17 protein-coding genes and 1 tRNA gene are annotated in these 17,797 nt (G+C 67.3%); 9 read left to right on the top strand and 9 right to left on the bottom strand.

Annotation, left to right across the window (positions count from 1 at the left end; translation table 11 throughout):
* Positions 1 to 141 precede the first annotated feature (141 nt).
* Positions 142 to 426, bottom strand: coding sequence for a DUF4212 domain-containing protein (locus H5407_RS04055; protein ID WP_183103135.1), 285 nt, complete (start codon positions 424 to 426; stop codon positions 142 to 144).
* A 210-nt stretch (positions 427 to 636) separates the two neighbouring features.
* Here H5407_RS04055 and prfB point away from each other — a divergent pair.
* The 6 genes from prfB (at position 637) to H5407_RS04025 (ending at position 7,118) form a co-directional block, all read left to right on the top strand.
* A protein-coding gene (prfB, locus tag H5407_RS04050) for a peptide chain release factor 2 (protein ID WP_183103134.1) occupies positions 637 to 1,741 on the top strand; the annotation gives its coding sequence in 2 pieces (ribosomal slippage) (positions 637 to 717 and positions 719 to 1,741; 1,104 coding nt in all).
* 195 nt (positions 1,742 to 1,936) lie between these two features.
* Positions 1,937 to 4,624 (top strand): aminopeptidase N, encoded by a 2,688-nt coding sequence (gene pepN / locus H5407_RS04045; protein WP_183103215.1) that lies wholly within the window; start codon positions 1,937 to 1,939, stop codon positions 4,622 to 4,624.
* Positions 4,625 to 4,661: 37 nt separating this feature from the next.
* The gene (locus H5407_RS04040) at positions 4,662 to 5,675 is read left to right on the top strand and encodes a class 1 fructose-bisphosphatase (RefSeq protein WP_183103133.1); all 1,014 of its coding nucleotides are present in this window, start codon (positions 4,662 to 4,664) and stop codon (positions 5,673 to 5,675) included.
* Between the two features lie 24 nt (positions 5,676 to 5,699).
* A tRNA-Thr gene (locus H5407_RS04035) sits at positions 5,700 to 5,775 on the top strand.
* 96 nt (positions 5,776 to 5,871) lie between these two features.
* Positions 5,872 to 6,237, top strand: a complete 366-nt coding sequence (locus H5407_RS04030) for a VanZ family protein (RefSeq protein ID WP_183103132.1) — start codon at positions 5,872 to 5,874, stop codon at positions 6,235 to 6,237.
* A 119-nt stretch (positions 6,238 to 6,356) separates the two neighbouring features.
* On the top strand, positions 6,357 to 7,118 hold the full coding sequence (locus H5407_RS04025; RefSeq protein ID WP_183103131.1) for a hypothetical protein: 762 nt from the start codon (positions 6,357 to 6,359) through the stop codon (positions 7,116 to 7,118).
* Positions 7,119 to 7,154: 36 nt separating this feature from the next.
* Here the strand turns inward: H5407_RS04025 and H5407_RS04020 are convergent, their stop codons facing one another.
* On the bottom strand, positions 7,155 to 7,976 hold the full coding sequence (locus tag H5407_RS04020; protein WP_183103130.1) for a helix-turn-helix transcriptional regulator: 822 nt from the start codon (positions 7,974 to 7,976) through the stop codon (positions 7,155 to 7,157).
* A 183-nt stretch (positions 7,977 to 8,159) separates the two neighbouring features.
* Between H5407_RS04020 and gbpA the strand changes: the two genes are divergently transcribed.
* Both gbpA and H5407_RS04010 read left to right on the top strand, forming a co-directional pair.
* On the top strand, positions 8,160 to 9,587 hold the full coding sequence (gbpA, locus tag H5407_RS04015) for an N-acetylglucosamine-binding protein GbpA (RefSeq protein ID WP_310737609.1): 1,428 nt from the start codon (positions 8,160 to 8,162) through the stop codon (positions 9,585 to 9,587).
* A 276-nt stretch (positions 9,588 to 9,863) separates the two neighbouring features.
* The gene (locus H5407_RS04010; RefSeq protein WP_183103128.1) at positions 9,864 to 10,277 is read left to right on the top strand and encodes a hypothetical protein; all 414 of its coding nucleotides are present in this window, start codon (positions 9,864 to 9,866) and stop codon (positions 10,275 to 10,277) included.
* Between the two features lie 266 nt (positions 10,278 to 10,543).
* Here H5407_RS04010 and H5407_RS04005 read toward each other — a convergent pair whose 3' ends face one another.
* The 7 genes from H5407_RS04005 to H5407_RS03975 form a co-directional block, all read right to left on the bottom strand.
* Entirely contained in the window at positions 10,544 to 10,933 is a 390-nt protein-coding gene (locus tag H5407_RS04005) for a hypothetical protein (protein WP_220800456.1), read from the bottom strand.
* A gap of 199 nt (positions 10,934 to 11,132) precedes the next feature.
* Positions 11,133 to 11,654: a hypothetical protein gene (locus tag H5407_RS04000; protein ID WP_183103127.1), complete on the bottom strand. Its 522-nt coding sequence runs from the start codon at positions 11,652 to 11,654 to the stop codon at positions 11,133 to 11,135.
* Between the two features lie 137 nt (positions 11,655 to 11,791).
* Positions 11,792 to 13,111 (bottom strand): fumarylacetoacetase, encoded by a 1,320-nt coding sequence (gene fahA / locus H5407_RS03995; protein ID WP_183103213.1) that lies wholly within the window; start codon positions 13,109 to 13,111, stop codon positions 11,792 to 11,794.
* A 79-nt stretch (positions 13,112 to 13,190) separates the two neighbouring features.
* Positions 13,191 to 13,400 (bottom strand): DUF2783 domain-containing protein, encoded by a 210-nt coding sequence (locus tag H5407_RS03990; protein WP_183103126.1) that lies wholly within the window; start codon positions 13,398 to 13,400, stop codon positions 13,191 to 13,193.
* A complete protein-coding gene (locus H5407_RS03985; protein ID WP_183103125.1) occupies positions 13,397 to 15,079 on the bottom strand; it encodes an FAD-dependent oxidoreductase in 1,683 nt (560 codons plus the stop codon). Before H5407_RS03985 ends, H5407_RS03990 begins: the two co-directional genes overlap by 4 nt.
* 65 nt (positions 15,080 to 15,144) lie before the next feature.
* Positions 15,145 to 15,687: a VOC family protein gene (locus H5407_RS03980; RefSeq protein ID WP_183103124.1), complete on the bottom strand. Its 543-nt coding sequence runs from the start codon at positions 15,685 to 15,687 to the stop codon at positions 15,145 to 15,147.
* Positions 15,688 to 15,733: 46 nt separating this feature from the next.
* Positions 15,734 to 16,693 carry an MBL fold metallo-hydrolase gene (locus tag H5407_RS03975; protein ID WP_183103212.1) on the bottom strand — a complete coding sequence of 320 codons (960 nt, stop codon included), beginning with the start codon at positions 16,691 to 16,693 and terminating at the stop codon, positions 15,734 to 15,736.
* A 94-nt stretch (positions 16,694 to 16,787) separates the two neighbouring features.
* On the opposite strand from H5407_RS03975, the gene H5407_RS03970 reads away from it, so the two are divergent.
* Complete coding sequence (locus H5407_RS03970) at positions 16,788 to 17,612, top strand: IclR family transcriptional regulator (RefSeq protein WP_183103123.1); 825 nt, start codon at positions 16,788 to 16,790, stop codon at positions 17,610 to 17,612.
* Positions 17,613 to 17,797 lie beyond the last annotated feature (185 nt).

Genomic DNA, 17,797 nt, shown 5'->3' with positions numbered 1-17,797 from the left:
CGGTGGGAAAGCATGCCGCCGGCATGCTGGCGCCATGCGGACTATGGTCAGCGGGCGCTCATCGCCCAAGTGTCAGCATTGACAGCCGGGGCAACCCTGATGGGCCGCCGGCGCGAAGACTGGCAGGCGCCGGCCGGGGGCTCAGTCCCCGGCGTCCTCGCGATGCTCGTCGTCGTGGCGAGCCATCAGCCAGGCATAGAGGACCACGATCAGCAGATAGCCCATCAGCGCCCCCTGCGAGGCCACCCAGAAGCTGAAGGGCCACCCAAAGAAGCTGAAGCTGAGGTCGCGGGCGAACCAGGTCAGGCCGAAGCTCAGCAGGGTCCATCCGGCCAGCAGGGCCAGGGTGAGCCGCCGCGTGGCCTGCCAGTAGCGGCGATGGCGGCGCTCGCGGGCGGGCGTGGAGGGCTGGTGGAGGGGGTCCATGGCGGGTGTCCGGTGCGCAGTGTGCCTCAGCCGCCGCGCGGGTGACAGCGGGATCGCCCCATTTCAGCGGCCCGGGTGGGCAGGAACGGTCCCGGGCCGGCTTAAAATGCGCGGTTGCTCACAAGACACGGCCCGGCCAAGCCGCGGCCAGCCCCAGGGCGGTCCCGCTGAACGCGGGCGCAGCACCGCGGGCATCAATCAGGATCCGTCATGGACATCGAACGCATCAACCAAATCGGCACAACCCTCGCCGACCTGACAGCGCGTACCGACGCGCTAAGGGGGTATCTTTGACTACGACCGCAAGTCACTGCGGCTGAATGAAGTCAATGCGGCGCTGGAGAACCCCAACGTCTGGAACGAGCCCAAGCGCGCCCAGGAACTGGGCAAGGAGAAGCGCTCGCTCGAGCAGGTGGTCGAGACCATCAACTACCTCAGCAGCAACCTCGCCGACAACGCCGAGCTCTATGAGATGTCCAAGGCCGACGAGGATTTCGCCGGGCTCGAGGCCATCGAAGCCGACGCGGCCAAGCTGACCGCGAAGGTCGAGGAGCTGGAATTCCGCCGGATGTTCAACAACCCGGCCGACCCCAGCAACTGCTTCATCGACATCCAGGCCGGCGCCGGTGGCACCGAGGCCTGCGACTGGGCCGGCATGCTGCTGCGCCAGTACCTCAAGTACTGCGAGCGCAAGGGTTTCAGCACCACGATGGAAGACGAAACGCCGGGTGACGTGGCCGGCATCAAGAGCGCGACCATCAAGGTGGAGGGCGAGTACGCCTTCGGCCTGCTGCGCACCGAGACCGGCGTGCACCGCCTGGTGCGCAAGAGCCCCTTCGATTCCTCGGGCGGCCGCCACACCTCGTTTGCCTCGCTGTTCGTCTACCCGGAAATCGATGACTCGATCGAGATCGACATCAACCCGGCCGATGTGCGCACCGACACCTTCCGCGCCTCCGGCGCTGGCGGCCAGCACATCAACAAGACCGACTCGGCCGTGCGCCTGACCCACATCCCCACGGGCATCGTGGTGCAGTGCCAGGACGGACGCTCGCAGCACAGCAACCGTGACGTCGCCTGGCGCCGCCTGCGCTCGCGCCTGTACGACCATGAAATGAAGAAGCGTCAGGCCGAGCAGCAGAAGCTCGAGGACACCAAGACGGACGTCGGCTGGGGCCACCAGATCCGCTCCTACGTGCTGGACCAGAGCCGCATCAAGGACCTGCGCACCAATGTGGAAGTCTCCAACACCCAGAAGGTGCTGGATGGCGACCTGGATGTCTTCATCAACGCCTCGCTCAAGCAAGGCGTGTGATCCCCCACCCCCTACCGGCTGCGCCGGCCCCACAGGGGGGCGGCCCCGGCTGCCCGGCGGAGCCGGATCAGCGGGACCCGATGGGGAATGCGGAAAGAGGCGTGCCGAGAGGCGCGCCTCGCCCGACTGAATGACAACAGCCCCGGGGTCATGAGCCCCGGCGCATCGACAAACACAACGAGGAAGCCCGCCATGATGCGTGAAGGCACTGCCGCACTGATCCGCCGCGAAGACTACGTGGCTCCGGCCTACTGGATCCGCACCGTCGATCTGACTTTCGACCTGGACCCGGCCAAGACCCTGGTCACCAGCAAGATGCAGATCGAACGCAATGCCGCCGTACCGCACGGCCCGCTGCGCCTGCATGGCGAGGAGCTGAACCTGCTGCGCGTGCTGATCAACGGCGAGAGCGTGTCCTTCCGCCAGGAAGGCCACGAGCTGGTCATCGAGAGCGCGCCGGACACCGACTTCCTGCTTGAGATCCGCAACACCTGCGCGCCGGAGAAGAACAGCTCGCTGTCGGGCCTCTACACCTCGGGCGGTGGCTTCTTCACGCAGTGCGAGGCCGAGGGCTTCCGCCGCATCACCTACTTCCTGGACCGTCCGGACGTGATGGCCGTCTACACGGTCACTCTGCGCGCCGACAAGGCCAAGTACCCCGTGCTGCTCTCCAACGGCAATCTGCTGGAGACCGCCGAGCTGGACAACAGCCGTCACCTGGCCAAGTGGCACGACCCCTTCCCCAAGCCCAGCTACCTGTTCGCTCTGGTCGCCGCCGACCTCGTCTCGCGCGAGCAGCGCATCCGCACCCGTGCCGGCAAGGACCACCTGCTGCAGGTCTATGTGCGTCGCGGCGACCTGGAAAAGACCGAGCACGCGATGAACAGCCTCATCGCCTCCATCGTCTGGGACGAGGCCCGCTTCGGCCTCCCCCTGGACCTGGAGCGCTTCATGGTGGTCGGCGTGTCCGACTTCAACATGGGCGCCATGGAGAACAAGGGCCTCAACATCTTCAACACCAGCGCCCTGCTGGCCTCGCCGGCCACCGCGACCGACGCGGACTTCGCCCGCATCGAGTCCATCGTCGCCCACGAGTACTTCCACAACTGGACCGGCAACCGCGTCACCTGCCGCGACTGGTTCCAGCTCTCGCTGAAGGAGGGCCTGACCGTCTTCCGCGACCAGGAATTCAGCATGGATATGGCCGCCGCGCCCAGCGCCCGTGCCGTCTGCCGCATCCAGGACGTGCGCCAGCTGCGCAGCGTGCAGTTCCCCGAGGACTCCGGCGCCATGGCCCACCCCGTGCGCCCCGACTCCTACGTCGAGATCAACAACTTCTACACCCCGACCGTCTACGAGAAGGGCTCGGAAGTGGTGCGCATGTACCAGACTCTGGTCGGCCGCCAGGGCTTCGAGGCCGGCATGAAGCTCTACTTCGAGCGCCATGACGGCCAGGCTGTGACCTGCGACGACTTCGCCGCCGCCATCGCCGATGCCAACCCCGGCTCCGCCCTGAGCACCCGTCTTGAGGCCTTCAAGCGCTGGTACTCGCAGTCCGGCACGCCTCGCCTGCAGGCCCGCGGCAGCTATGACGCCGCCGCCCAGACCTACACCCTGGCACTCAAGCAGCACAACCCCGCCACGCCGGGCCAGGAGCACAAGCTGCCCCAGGTCATCCCTGTGACCATGGGCCTGCTGAGCCGCGAGGGTCAGGTCTTGCCCCTGCAACTGCAGGGCGAAGCCGCCCCGGTGGGCACCGAGCGCGTGCTGGTGCTGGACGAGGCGGAGCAACACTTCGTGTTCACCGGCGTGGGCAGCGAGCCCGTGCCGTCGCTGCTGCGCGGCCTCTCGGCCCCGGTGATCCTGGATGACGGCCTCAGCGACGCCGAGCTGCTGGTGCTGCTGCAGCACGACGCTGATGCCTTCAACCGCTGGGAAGCCAGCCAGCGCCTGGCGCTGAACCGCATCCTGCAGGCCGTGCGCACCGGCGAGGCCCTGGTGCTGGACTCCGCCTACCTCGACGCCATGCGCGCCGTGCTGCGCGACCCGCAGCTGGACGCCGCCTTCAAGGAGCTGGCCCTCACGCTGCCGGGTGAAGGCTATGTGGCCGAGCAGCTGGAAGTGGTCGATCCTCAGGAGATCCATGACGCCGTCGAGGCCGCCCATATGCAGCTGGCCGCCGAGCTGGCGGACGACTGGGCCGCTGCCTACGAAGCCAACCAGGTCAAGGCCGGCTACGAGCCCAGCCCGGTTCAGTCCGGCCAGCGCGCCCTGGCCAACCTGGCCCTGGCCATGCTGGTACTCAACGCCACCCGCAACGGTGACAGCGTCTGGCCCGGCCGCGCCTACCAGCGCTTCAAGGACGCCACCAACATGACCGAGCGCCTGGGCGCCCTCGCCGCCCTGGTCAACGCCCATGCCGAGCTGGCCGAGCCCGCACTGCAGCGCTTCCACGCGCTCTTCAAGCACGAGGCCCTGGTCGTGGACAAGTGGTTCGCCCTGCAGGCCCGCGCGGCCGAGCATGGGGGTAAGACCTTTGCCCGCGTCAAGCAGCTGCTGCAGCACCCGGACTTCACCCTGAAGAACCCCAACCGCGCCCGTAGCCTGCTGGCCTCGCTGTGCATGTTCAACCCGGCCGCCTTCCATCGCGCCGATGCCGCCGGCTACGTGCTGTGGGCCGAGCAGGTGCAGTTGCTGGACGGCATCAACCCGCAGCTGGCCGGCCGCGTGGCTCGCGCCATGGACCGCTGGACGGTGCTGGCCGAGCCCTACCGCAGCGCCGCGCGCGAGGCCATCGCCCGCGTGGCCGCCAAGCCCGAGCTGTCCAATGACGTTCGCGAGATCGTCGAGCGCGCTCTGGCCTCCGGCGGCGCAGCCGCCTGACCGCCCTGCCCCGCATTCGCAACTTCAAGGTATTCCCATGACCCGTCGCATCAGCCTCACGCAGTACCTGATCGAGCAGCAGCGCCAGCATGGCCACATCCCGCAGGAGCTGCGCCTGCTCATCGAAGTCGTGGCCCGCGCCTGCAAGCGCATCGCCATCAGCGTCAACAAGGGCGCCCTGGGTGATGTGCTGGGCACGGCCGGCAGCGAGAACGTGCAAGGCGAGGTCCAGAAGAAGCTGGACATCATCGCCAACGAGGTACTGATCGAGGCCAACGAGTGGGGCGGCCACCTGGCGGCCATGGCCTCCGAGGAAATGGAGGGCATCTACCTGGTGCCCAACCGCTTCCCGCAGGGCGAGTACCTGCTGATGTTCGACCCGCTGGACGGCTCCTCCAACATCGACGTCAACGTCTCCATCGGCACCATCTTCTCGGTGCTGAAGAAGCCCGAGGGCAGCAAGGGCGTCAGCGAGGAGGACTTCCTGCAACCCGGCAGCGCCCAGGCCGCGGCCGGCTACTGCGTCTACGGCCCACAGACCACCCTCGTGCTGACCGTGGGCGACGGCGTCACCATGTTCACCCTGGACCGCGAACAGGGCAGCTTCGTGCTCACCCAGGAGAACGTGCGCATCCCCGAAGACACCAAGGAGTTCGCCATCAACATGTCGAACATGCGCCACTGGGACGCCCCTGTGAAGCGCTACATCGACGAATGCCTGGCCGGCGAGGAAGGCCCGCGCGGCAAGAACTTCAACATGCGCTGGATCGCCTCCATGGTGGCCGACGTGCACCGCATCCTCACCCGCGGCGGCGTCTTCATGTACCCCTGGGACAGGCGCGAGCCCAACAAGGCGGGCAAGCTGCGCCTGATGTACGAAGCCAACCCCATGGCCTTCCTCGTGGAGCAGGCCGGCGGCGCGGCCACCAACGCCCGAGAACGCATCATGGACCTGAAGCCCACCAAGCTGCATGAGCGCGTGTCCGTGGTGCTGGGCTCCCGGAACGAGGTGGAGCGCGTGACCCGCTACCACCTTGAGCAGGCACAGTAAATTCTGCTATAGTCGCAGTCTTTCGCCGGTGTAGCTCAGTTGGTAGAGCAGCGCATTCGTAATGCGAAGGTCGGGAGTTCGACTCTCTTCACCGGCACCAAAAATTGAAGAAAGCCAGGTCCGCAAGGGTCTGGCTTTTTTCTTGCCCGGCATTGACCGGCATTGACCGCTTGCCAACTGCCTGCGCCTGTCCGCCATGACGCCCACGCTTCGCCGCCTCATTGGCCTGGCCCCTGCCCTCTTCGCACTGACCCTCTTCGCGGTCAGCTACCTCGCCCTGTGCCCCGCGCCGCCCAGGGCCGCAGACCTGGGTTGGGACAAGCTCAACCACTTCAGCGCCTTCGGCATGCTGACGCTGCTGGGCAGTCTTGCCTGGCCCGGACGGCAGGGCCGGCTGGCCGGGGGGCTGCTGGCCTACGGCGGCCTGATCGAGATTTTGCAGACCCAGGTGCCGGGCCGCGCCGCCGAATGGGCTGACCTGCTGGCGGATGGCATCGGCATCCTCCTGGGGCTGGGACTGTTGCTGGTGCTGCGCCGCCTGAGCGGGCGCAAGAGCGCCTGAAAGGCGCCCAGCCGCCCCCGGCAGCACCAGGCCGCTCTGTTCAGGCACCTCGCGCTGCGCGACACTGCAGCTGTCGTCCTGCACTCTTCATCGCTCCACACCCTGCATCGGGAGGTCCCATGAAGCGACGCCAACTGCTCCTGTCCGCCCTGCTGACAACGGCCGCCACGGCGCGAGCCCAGGCGCCCGCGCAGCCCCAGGCACGCCGCATCTACACCGTGGGCGTGGAAGACTACGAGAACTTCCTCCCCTACTCGGAATGGAAGAACGGCGTCTACCGGGGCCTGGGCCGCGACATGCTCGATGCCTTCGCGGCCAGCCGCGGCCTGGAGTTCCGCTATGTGGTCCTGCCCCTGAAGCGACGCGACGCCATGTTCGTGCGTGGAGACCTGGACTTCATCTTCCCCGACAACCCGAACTGGGTGACGACGCTCAAGGGCAGGCTCCGCATCGCCTATGCACCGATGATGGAATTCACCGACGGCGTGCTGGTCCGCCCGCAGGACCTGGGCAAGGGTGTCGCGCGCATCAAGGTGCTGGGCATTCCCAACGGCTTCACGCCCTACCCCTACCAGCAGCTGATCAACTCCGGCCAGATGCGCATCGAGGAGTCAGTGCAGTACGACCGGCTCTACGAGAAACTGCAAAGAGCTCGCGTGGACGGGGCCTATCTCAACACGCGCATCGCCGAGTACTACTTCGCCCACGTGGGCAGCGAGGCCGGCGAGGCGCCGGTCTTCGACCCGGACCTGCCCCATGCCAGCGGGCACTGGTATTTGTCCTCGTACAAGCACCCGGCGGAGGTGGTGGCCATGCGCGACTTCATGCGAGACCGGGCTGCGCAGATCGATGAAATGAAGCAACGCTGGAAGTGGCGCTGAGCCCTTGACGTGTTGCCCGGGCGGCTCCCGCCCTGCTCAGCGCAGGCCATTCTCCTTGAGCAGCTGCAGGGACATAGCCTGGGCAACCGCCTGCGCACGGTTGCTCGCACAGAGCTTGCGCAGGATCTTCTGCACATGGTTCTTGACCGTCAGCGCGCTGATGCCCAGCAGCAGGCCGATCTCCTGGTTGCTCTTGCCCTGGCGCATCCAGGCCAGCACCTGACGCTCGCGCTCGGTCACGCCCTGCATGCCCTGACCGCCCTGGACCGGGCTGTGCTGCAACTGGAGCTCCTGCGCCTGGACCCCGCGCCAGGTGCAATGCAGCAGCGGTGTCATCAGGTTCAGTAGAGGCGCCGGCAACGGCTCACGCGAGGCAAGCACGAAGAAGGTCTCCAGCTCCTCCGCACACTGGGGCCGCGAGACGCCCAGGACACAGAGATGCTGCAGCCCGGCCGCCTGCAGCAGGCTCAGGGCCTGCCCCCCCTGCCCCGGCACCAGGCTCGAGGCCGTGATGCCGTCAAGCAGCCCCGCCAAAGAGAGGGCCTGCGCCTGAGCACCCGCGCGCAGCCAGCCCTGCTGCAGCCAGGCCAGGCTGGCGGGGTCCTGCAGCCACTGCAGCACGGTCTCCGGCAGGGGCAGGCTGTTGAAGAGCTCCGCCTGCAGTTGCCGCCTCAGGGGCGACCAGGCACTGCACAGCATCAGCTGGTGGGGGATCAGGCGCTGCAGGCTGGCCTGGGTCCAAATGAAGAACTGGTGGCGGCGCCGCACCGCCTGGGCCGTCTCGGCGCAATGCCAGAAAGCCTCCGCCTGGCGCTGGCTGGCCCATTCGATGCATGCCTGTGCGCTGTCCTGACTCATGTGGTCTCCCCCCGTGCGTCGTCCCCTGTGGCGAGCAGGGAAGAGCCTAGGGGCTGCGCATGTCACTTGTTTGAAAACCGCTGCGACCCTTAGGCGATACGGACCGAAACAAATACCGGATAAATACCAACAAAGAACCACTTGCGCGTCATTCGCACCGTTTTCACAATCAGGCCCACAACGATGGAGGTGATGATGAGGACAAGTCTCTGGGGTACTTTGCTCACCCTGTTCGCTCTGGCGGCCCTGCCGATGAGCGCGTACCCACATGGTTACGTCAGCAGCCCGGAGTCACGATCCCTGCTGTGCAAACAGGGTGGCAACAGCAATTGCGGCGCCATCCAGTACGAGCCCCAGAGCCTGGAGGCGCCCTCCGGATTTCCGGCCACCGGACCGGCCGACGGCAGGATCGCCAGCGCCGGCCTGACCCAGTTCGCCGAACTGGACGAGCAGACCGCCACCCGCTGGACCAAGCGCCCCATGAAGGCCGGCCTGCAGAACTTCACCTGGACCTTCACCGCCAACCACGCCACGCGCAACTGGCGCTACTACATCACCCGGGCCGACTGGAACCCCAATGTGAAGCTCAGCCGGACGAGCTTCGAATCCACGCCTTTCTGCCAGGTGGACGGCGGCGGCAAGCAGCCTCCGACCACGGTCACGCACAGCTGCAATGTGCCCGTTCGGGCCGGCTACCAGCTGGTGCTGGCCGTCTGGGAGATCGCGGACACCACCAACAGCTTCTACAACCTGCTGGACCTGCAGTTCGACGGCACGCCACCGGCCTACAGCTGGGCCCCCAAGGGCACCATCTACCCGAGTGTTGACCTGGCCGTGGGCGACAAGGCCTCCACCCGCATCTTTGACGCCGCCGGGGAGCGCCCGGAGTTCTCGACCAAGGTCACCATCGGCAGTGCGGCCGACGGTGCCAAGACCACCTGGCCCTACCTGCTTGCCACGCGCGTCAATGCCGAGCAAACGCTGCTCAAGGCCGGCCAGAAGGCCGCAGACGGCAGCATCAACCCGGCCTATGGGCAGAATGAGGTCTTCGCCCGCAGCGACAGCGCCTTCACCCGCGTCGAGATCCAGATCGACAAGGCGCCCCCGCCCGCCAACGACGTGCTGATCAGCGGCCTGGCCAGCGAATACACCATCGGCAGCGATGGCAATCTGACGCTCGGCTTCAGCGTCACCGCCGTCGGCCAGCTGGACGTCAACGCCACTCTGTTCGACGCCGCCGGCGTGGCTCGCGCCAGCGCCAACGCCTCGCTCAACAACAGTGGCCAGAGCCTCAGCCTGCCCCTCAGCAAGCCCGCGGCCGGCAGCTACCAGTTGGTCGTCAAGGGCACGCCCAAGAGCGGCGGTGCCGTGGTGCAGAAAACCTACGCGCTGACCCTCAAGTCCGCGGGCAGCGGCCACTACGACTACGTCTTCCCAACGGGCCTGGGCAGCTACAAGGCCGGCACCCGCGTGCTGCAGAACAAGAACGGCAAGGTCTACGAGTGCCGCCCCTCGCCCTACAGCGGCTGGTGCAATGTCTGGACCAGCAGCAACAATGCCTACGAGCCCGGCGTGGGCTCCGCCTGGGCGGATGCGTGGATCGCGCGCTGAGCCCAAGCGCATCCTGATACACAAGGGGGCCGCGGCCCCCTTTTCCTTTTCACTGGGCGTCGGGCGCCTCGGCGGCCTGCGAGCCTCACCAACCTCGAGCCACGCTGGCTACCCCCTAGGTTGCGCAGCCAGGCACGCCCCCCAAGTGGTCAGATTTGGGGATGCGGGCACGCGCGGACGAATCGATAGTGTGCTGGCGGGCAGTGCAAGCCACTGGCCGCATCGAGGTGGCAGGTCCTGCACCTGCCTTTCAAAGCCAACTCAGTGAGGTACATCATGGCACAGGAACTGGTTGCGACCTTTGACGGGCCGCTCGACAGCTTCAGTATCAATCTCAACCTGCAGAACGCCAGCAGCTCGGACATCCGCGAGATCGGCGTCAGCGCGAGAACCGCCAAGTTCCCCATCCTCTTTGACACCTTCGGGGCTTTCTCCGGGCCCGCCACGCTGGTGGGAACAGACGGGGTGGACACCGAAGTGGTGACGGCGCGCTTTGCCAACTTCTCACCCGACAAGACGGTGAAGTTCTCCGGCATGGACCCGGATTTCCAGGGCGATGTGTCCTCCGGTGTTCGCGTCGGCGACTTCATCGGCACGCGCCTGCTCGTGCTCTTCTCGGACGGCACCACGGGGTTCGGCGAATTCCAGCCGACCAATGACGGGAAGCTGCGGGCGGTAGCCACGAAGTAAGGCCGTGCCCTTGCGACCAAGCGCCGGAGGCTTTCTCGCAAGGCCTCTGGATGGCAGGAAATGATTGCTGGAACACAGCCTGTCTAAGGCCCGAACGACGCGGTTTTGGCCGGTCGAGCCTGCTGCATCAGCGCCCTCGGCTGGGCTCCAGTTGCAGCCGCCAGCGGCGGCGTCCTACTTTCAATGTCGGCACGCGCCTCATGACCTCGGTACGGCCGGGCGTTGGCAGGCGCCTCCCGTGGGTCCGGCCCAGGCGGCCAGAGGCCCTAAGGGCGGTGGCCCAGCCAGACCAGCAGCGGAATGAAGCACAGCCCCAGCAGTCCGAAAAGCAGGTAGTTGCCGCTGCGTGGATCAAAGCCGGGCTGCATCTTCGCCCAGGACTTGTGCATCAGCCATCGACCGATGGCCACGTCATGCCCGGCCATGAAGGCGGCCAGGCCTAGGCCCAGCGCCAGGTGCGCGCCAGCAGAGCGCAGGCCGATGCCGGGCACCCACCACCAGCACATGAGGAAGGCAAGCAGCGTGCCGATCAACGCACTCAGCTTGATCGCGCGCCCCTTGCCAATGCGGGGGACGAGCAGGGTGGTCCGGGCGATGCCGTGAAGCGTCTCGGCACTGGCCAGCAGCAGGCACAAGGCTGCAATACGCAACAGCATTTCCTGAATCATGGCGAGGTCCGCATGAGGTCGATGGGGCCGGCCCAGTGTGCCACTCGCCCCGTTGCACTCGCGCCTTGATGGCGGGACTCACCCGCGCGTCTGCGACGGACTGGCCCACCAGCTGACCGCCGCAGCGAACACCAGCGCTCCCGCTGTCGGCCCCCAGCCCTTGGAGAAGCGCCGGAGGCCGCCGCCATCAGCCGGGCTCATGAGCCTCGTCTTCGCGCGCCATCGAGGCGGCGTGGTGGCCGGCATCCGGGCAACGATCGTGGCGCTGCCCCGCCTGCGCCACGATGCTCTTGGCCTGGAACGCCCCCCAGAGCGCCAGCGCCAGCAGAGGAGTGGCCGCCAGCACCTGGACCCAGCCTTGCGCCCTGGCCTTGAAGCCCCTCACCACCGCCGTGCGGCGGAACACCTTTTCGCCGCACGGCGGCGTGCGCCCTTGGCGCAGGATTCTGTATCCACGAACACCCATCAGGCCGCCGATCGTGCATGCCGACAACAGCGGCACCCCCACGAAGGCGCCATAGGTCAGGAGCGCCGTGCCTGAGATTCCCGCCACACGGCGGCACCCTGCAAACTGCGCAAAGTCGCGCAGCAGTGGAAAGAACCAGCCCTGCCCGACCAGGACCACAGCCCCTCCTGCGACCAGGCAGACGGCCAGCCAGCGGACCCGCTCTGCCGGTGTGTACTCAGGCGCGTATTCGACGGGCTGCAAAAGAGCCTCCTGCTTGAACTTGGCTCGGCACTCTGGCCCCGCACAGGCCGCATCGGACGAGGCTGTCGCAATCGCGGGTGCCGCAGGATCGGGACATCACACCCGCCGGGAGTCCGTGCGGGACGCCGAGGTGCCGCTCAAACCGTAGGCGCCGGAGTGATGGTCGCCGCGCAATCCCCGAAGCCGATGCGGCGTGCGCCCTCCTTCACGGCATAGCCGCGCAGGATGACGGTGTCGCCGTCCTGCAGGAAGGTGCGGCTCTCGCCGTTGGGCAGGGCAAGGGCCTGCTTGCCGCCCAGGCTCAACTCCAACAGCGAACCGCCCTCTTCCGGACTCGGGCCGGACTGCGTGCCCGTGCCCAGCAGATCGCCCGGCTGCAGATTGCAACCATTGCTGGCGTGGTGGGTCAGCATCTGGGCCAGAGTCCAGTAGGCATGCTTGAAATTGGAGCGCATCAGGCGGGCGGCAGGCTCACCGGCGGCGCGCATGGCCTCGGTCTGCAGCCAGACTTCCAGTTCGATGTCATAGCCGCCCTCGCGGCGGTTCTGCTCGCTGTCGATATAGGGCAGCGGCTGCGGGTCCTCGACCGGGTGCTCGAAGGCGCAGCGGAAAGGTTCCAGGGCCTCCATGGTGACGATCCAGGGCGAGATCGTGGTGGCGAAGTTCTTGGCCAGGAAGGGCCCCAGGGGCTGGTACTCCCAGGCCTGCACGTCGCGGGCGGACCAGTCGTTGAGCAGGGTCACGCCGAAGAGGTGCGACTCGGCATCGGCCATGGGAATGGGCGTGCCCAGCTCGTTACCCGGGCCCACGAACAGGCCCAGCTCCAGCTCATAGTCCAGGCGCTTGCAAGCGGCCAGCACCGGCACGGCGGCGTCCGGGCCCTTGAGCTGCCCCAGCGGGCGGCGCACGACGGAGCCGCTGACGCCGATGGAGGACACCCGGCCGTGATAGCCGATGGGCACCCACTTGTAGTTGGGCAGCAGGGGGTTGTCCGGGCGGAAGAGCTTGCCCACCGTGGTGGCGTGGTGGATACCGGTATAGAAGTCGGTGTAGTCGCCGATGCGGCAGGGCACGGCCATCTGGGCCTCGGACTGCGGCACCAGGCAGGCGCTCAGCGCGGCTTCTTGCTTGGAGCCGGCCAGGAGTGCGGCAAAGAGCGCATGGCGCAGCGCGCGGCGCTGGGCGGAGGGCTTGGCCATCACGGCGTTCAGCTCGCCTTGGGCGAGGTGGTGCAGCAGCACGGCGTCTGCAGCACTCCACTTGCCGGCTGCGGCAGCCAGGCGCAGATCCAGGATCTGGTCGCCAATGGCCACGCCAACTCGGGCCTTGTCATTGCTGCCGGCACGGCGGAACAGGCCGTAGGGCAGGTTCTGCAGGGGGAAGTCGGTGTCGGCCGTGTTGGCGCTGGCCACCCAGCTCTGGGCGGCCGGGTCGTGGGTGTGGTCGATGAAGCTCATGGCGGTCTTGGTCTTGTCTTTGCTTTGATTCACAGGGGAAGCCGGCCCTCGGTCCGGCGGGGAATTCGCTTGCCGGGGCTCAGGCGCCCAGCGTGTTGTCGCGCGCCAGCTGAAGGGCCTCGGCCAACACCTGGCGGTCGCCGATGTGATTGGACAGGATCAGCACCAGCTTGGCGAGCAGCAGGTCGGCCTGTTCGTCCGAGAGATCGCGCTGCGCATCGATCAGCTGCTCGTAGAAGCCGTCCGGGTCCGAGAGGTTTGGGGTGCGGATCAGCGGGGTCGTGTTCATGCCGGCAACTCCTGTGCGAGGGCCTTGCGGACGGCGGCCTCCACCAAGGCCGCATCGAAATGCCGCCAGCGGGCCGCCACGTACTGGTCGGGCCGGAAGAGGTAGACGGTGCCGGGGCGGCCGTCGTAGCGCTGCGCGAGCAGGCCTTCGCTGTCGATGAGGTCGCGGCCGACCTCCAGCGCTTCCACCGCCAGTTGGCCTACCTGCAGAGGCCGGGCCGGGCCGAAGCTCAGCAGCTGGAAGCCGCGTCCCAGTTGCTCGCTGAGCCAGCCGGCCCGCTCGCCCACGCACAAAGGTGCGTCCAGCAGCGGGTGGCCGGGGCGCGGGCTGGCGTGCGAGAAGCCCGCATCGGCGGCATCGCCCGTGTTCAGGCTGCTGTCGCGATAGGGCGTGGGCGTGGACAGCCGCCCGCTGTTGACCAAGGGGCGAGCAAAAGGTTCCGTCCGTGCCAGCTGCAGCACCGCATTGCGCAGGCGCAGCGAGGCGCGGCTCTTGGGTGTGATGAAGTCCGTGGAACGGGTGGAGTTCAGCAGGTTGTCGTCAGCGGCGACGGTGCGCTCGTGGTCATAGCTGTCCAGCAGGGCTTCATTCGCGTCACCGTGGACGACGGCGGCCAGCTTCCACGCCAGGTTCTCTGCATCCTGCACGCCCGTGTTGGCCCCGCGGGCGCCGAAGGGTGAGACCTGGTGCGCGGCATCGCCCGCGAAGAGCACGCGGCCATGTCGGAAGCGCTCCATGCGGCGGCAGGCGAACTGGTAGAGGGAGACCCACTCCAGCGTGAAGGGCACGTCCGGCCCCAGCATGGCCTCGATGCGCGGGATCACGCGCTCGGGCTTCTTCTCTTCCTGCGGGTCGGCGCCCCAGCCCAGCTGGAAGTCGATGCGCCAGACGTTCGCACACTGCTTGTGCAGCAGCACCGACTGCCCCGGGTGGAAAGGCGGATCGAACCAGAACCAGCGCTCTGGCTCAGCGCCCAGGCGACGCAGGGTGGCGCCGTGGCCACGGATCGCGCCCTCTGCCGCATCCGCGGCCTGGGGCTCGACCACCACGTCGGCGATCAAAAAACGATCGTGGAAAGCCTGACCGCGGAATTCAGCGCCCAGCATGCGGCGGGTGTCGCTGCCGGCGCCGTCACAGGCCAGCAGCCACTGCGTGCGCATGGCGAAGACACCATCGGGCGTCTCCACCTGCAGGCTCACGCCTTCATCGTCCTGCGCCAGGGACAGCAGACGATGCTTCCAGCGCAGCTCGATCAGGGGCGAGGTCTCGCAGGCCGCGACCAGGCGCTCCTCCAGGTAGTACTGCTGCAGGTTGATCATGGCCGGCAGCTTGTGGCGGTCCTGGGGCAGCAGGTCGAACTGGTAGGCCAGGCCTTCACCGTGGAAAACCTTGCCGACCTTCCACTTCACGCCCTGCTGTACCAGCGGCTCGGCCACGCCCAGCCGGTCCCAGACCTCCAGCGTGCGCTTGGCATAGCAGACGGCGCGAGATCCGATGCTGACGCTGTTGTTGTCGTCCAGCACCACCACGCGCAGGCCGCGCGAGGCGCAGTCCAGCGCCAGGCTCAGGCCGATGGGCCCGGCGCCGACAACCACCACGGTGTGCGGCTGCGGCTGCCCGAGGCGCTGCTCCTCGCTCTGGCGGTAGTCGAAGACGGGGTACTGGTAGGTGCTGAGCATGATCGGTCCTGCAGGATGCCGATGCGGCCGTGCGGCTGGGCTTGTGACGAAGGGGCGCGGGGAACTTACTGCGGTGCCGCCAGCGCCTTGTCGTGCATCCAGGCCGCGTGCTTGGGCGCGCGCTTGGTCTTGTTCCACTCCTCCAGCATCTCCCACTTGCAGGCGTCCAGGGCCTTGTACATCTCGGGCGTGCCGACGTCAGCAGCCAGTTCGACGCGGTGACCATTGGGGTCGAAGAAGTAGATGCTCTTGAAGATGGTGTGATCGGTCACGCCGATCACCTCGATGCCGGCGGCCTGCAGGCGGGCCTTGGTCTCTTCCAGAGTCTGCACGCTATCGACCTTGAAGGCGATGTGCTGCACCCACTCCGGCGTGTTGGTGTCGCGGCCCATGTCAGGCGAGTTGGGCAGCTCGAAGAAGGCCAGGATGTTGCCGTTGCCGGCATCCAGGAACAGGTGCATGTAGGGATCAGGCGCCTGGGTGGACGGCACCTTGTCCTCGGCGATGGCCAGCACGAAGTCCATGTTCAGGTGCTTGACATACCACTCGACGGTGGTCTTGGCGTCCTTGCAGCGGTAGGCGACGTGGTGGATGCGTTCGATCTTCATGGCTTCTCCTCGGGTCCTCGTTGGGGTCAGGTCTTGCAGGCGACGCTCACTGGCCTTCCAGGGCGCGCCACATCTCGACATCGCGCTCGGCGGTCCAGATGCGCGGGTGGGTATGGCCGCTGGCCTCGTCATAGGCGCGGGTCACGTCGAAAGGCATGCAGTGGGCGAAGATGACCCACTGGCCGTACTTGGGCTCCAGCGCGGCATAGGACTCGCGATAGACCGTGTTGAGATCACGCCCCGCAGCCACGCCGGCCTTCACGGCGGCGTAGAGCTCGGAGACGAAGGCGCGCGTGCCATCAAGGCCAGCCTGCACTTGCTCAGGGGTCTGCAGCGCCGCGCCGCGGCCGGGCACCAGCTTGGCGGGCTTGAGGGCGGCGAGGTTCTCCAGCGTCTGCGGCCAGTCCTGGAAGTAGGCGTCGCCGGCATAGGGCGTGGCGTCGAACTCGACCAGATCCCCCGAGAACAGCACGCGGTCCTGCGGCAGCCAGACCACGGTGTCGCCCTTGGTGTGGCCGCGGCCCAACTGCAGGATCTGCACCTCCAGCTTGCCCAGCCACAGGGTCATCTTGCCGGTGAAGGTCAACGTGGGCCAGGTCAGGCCCGCAGGCACGGACTCGACATTGCGGAACAGGCGCGGGAAGCGGCCGATCTCGCTGGCCTTGTCCTGCTCGCCGCGCTCGACGATCAGCTCAAAAGTGTCCTGACTGGCGATGATGTGCTCCGGCTCGTAGGCCGAAGCGCCGAGCACGCGCACCGCGTGATAGTGCGAAAGCAGGACGTATTTGATGGGCTTGTCCGTCACCTCGCGGATGCGGCGGATCACGTCCTGGGCCATGACGGGCGTGGCCTGGGTGTCAATGACCATCACCGCGTCGTCGCCGATCACGATGCCGGTGTTGGGATCCCCTTCGGCAGTGTAGGCATAGGCATGGTCCGAGAGCTTCTCGAAGCTGACGCGCTTCTCGTCCAGATCGGCTTGGGAGGCAAAGGTCTTGCTCATGATCAATTCAATCCTTGCGAATGCGTTTGACTATATCTAATTTAAGATCGCAACACCAGCGCACCCGATAATGCGCCGCCACCCCGATCTGCGCACCATGTCCGACGACACCGATTTCCCTGGCAAAGACAGCGAATCCCGCGGCCCACGCGGCATCCAGAGCGTGGAGGTAGGCGGCCAGTTGCTGATCGCCCTCGCCCACCAGGGGCGCCCACTGGCCCTGAAGGACCTGGCGCGTGAAGCCGGCATGACACCGGCCAAGGCCCACCCCTACCTGGTGAGCTACATCAAGCTGGGCCTGGTGGAGCAGGAAGCGGGTGGCGGGCGCTACGGCCTGGGGCCCCTGGCACTGCAGCTGGGCCTGATCAGCCTGCAGCAGTACGAGCCGGTGCGCCTGGCCACGCCGCGCATTGAGGAACTCGCCCTGAGCCTGGGGCACACGGTGGCGATCGCCGTCTGGGGCAATCGCGGCCCGACCATCGTGCGGGTGGCACAAGCCCCCTCGCCGGTGCATGTGAGCATGCGCCATGGCACGGTGATGAGTCTGCGCGGCACGGCCTCGGGCCGGCTTTTCGCGGCCTTTCTTCCCCGGGCCCAGGTCATGGAAGCCCTGCATTTGAACGAAGCCGCCGATGGCGAGCCGGCCTCCCTCAGCCCAGCCTTCGAGCGCATCCTGGCCGAGACGCGAAGCACCGGCCTGGCTCAGTCCCGGGACGGCGTGGTGGCGGGCGTCTCCGCCCTCGCAGCGCCAGTCTTCGACGACGCCGGTCGCATGGTGCTGAGCCTCACGGCCATCGGCCCGAGCGGCAACTTCGAGCTGCAGGCGTCCGGCCTGCCGGCCCGGGAACTCAGGCGCGTCGCCCGAGAGCTGTCCCGACAGCTGGGCTGGCGAGACGGCGGCACGGCGCCCACCCTGGCCTGAAGCAGGACAGCCCAGGGCTGCGCCCTGAACCAGACTGCGGGCAGGCCACCAGCCGGCGGACCATCGAAGGCCAGCGCAGCCGGGCGCCTGGGTCGGGCGGCCTCTGCAGCGGCCGGACCTGTGGGCAGGACAAGAAAAAACCGGCCTCAGCCGGTTGATCGGAGCCCGTCAGGCCGCGAGGTGCT

It is taken from the genome of Mitsuaria sp. WAJ17, from assembly GCF_014174515.1.
Taxonomy (GTDB): Bacteria; Pseudomonadota; Gammaproteobacteria; order Burkholderiales; family Burkholderiaceae_C; genus Roseateles_B.
This window is presented reverse-complemented; position numbering and strand designations above follow the sequence as displayed.

Coding starts and splice junctions, on each gene's coding strand:
- H5407_RS04055 (WP_183103135.1), bottom strand. CDS start 426: ATGGACCCCCTCCACCAGCCCTCCACGCCCGCCCGCGAGCGCCGCCAT.
- pepN (WP_183103215.1), top strand. CDS start 1,937: ATGCGTGAAGGCACTGCCGCACTGATCCGCCGCGAAGACTACGTGGCT.
- H5407_RS04040 (WP_183103133.1), top strand. CDS start 4,662: ATGACCCGTCGCATCAGCCTCACGCAGTACCTGATCGAGCAGCAGCGC.
- H5407_RS04030 (WP_183103132.1), top strand. CDS start 5,872: ATGACGCCCACGCTTCGCCGCCTCATTGGCCTGGCCCCTGCCCTCTTC.
- H5407_RS04025 (WP_183103131.1), top strand. CDS start 6,357: ATGAAGCGACGCCAACTGCTCCTGTCCGCCCTGCTGACAACGGCCGCC.
- H5407_RS04020 (WP_183103130.1), bottom strand. CDS start 7,976: ATGAGTCAGGACAGCGCACAGGCATGCATCGAATGGGCCAGCCAGCGC.
- gbpA (WP_310737609.1), top strand. CDS start 8,160: ATGGAGGTGATGATGAGGACAAGTCTCTGGGGTACTTTGCTCACCCTG.
- H5407_RS04010 (WP_183103128.1), top strand. CDS start 9,864: ATGGCACAGGAACTGGTTGCGACCTTTGACGGGCCGCTCGACAGCTTC.
- H5407_RS04005 (WP_220800456.1), bottom strand. CDS start 10,933: ATGCTGTTGCGTATTGCAGCCTTGTGCCTGCTGCTGGCCAGTGCCGAG.
- fahA (WP_183103213.1), bottom strand. CDS start 13,111: ATGAGCTTCATCGACCACACCCACGACCCGGCCGCCCAGAGCTGGGTG.
- H5407_RS03990 (WP_183103126.1), bottom strand. CDS start 13,400: ATGAACACGACCCCGCTGATCCGCACCCCAAACCTCTCGGACCCGGAC.
- H5407_RS03985 (WP_183103125.1), bottom strand. CDS start 15,079: ATGCTCAGCACCTACCAGTACCCCGTCTTCGACTACCGCCAGAGCGAG.
- H5407_RS03980 (WP_183103124.1), bottom strand. CDS start 15,687: ATGAAGATCGAACGCATCCACCACGTCGCCTACCGCTGCAAGGACGCC.
- H5407_RS03970 (WP_183103123.1), top strand. CDS start 16,788: ATGTCCGACGACACCGATTTCCCTGGCAAAGACAGCGAATCCCGCGGC.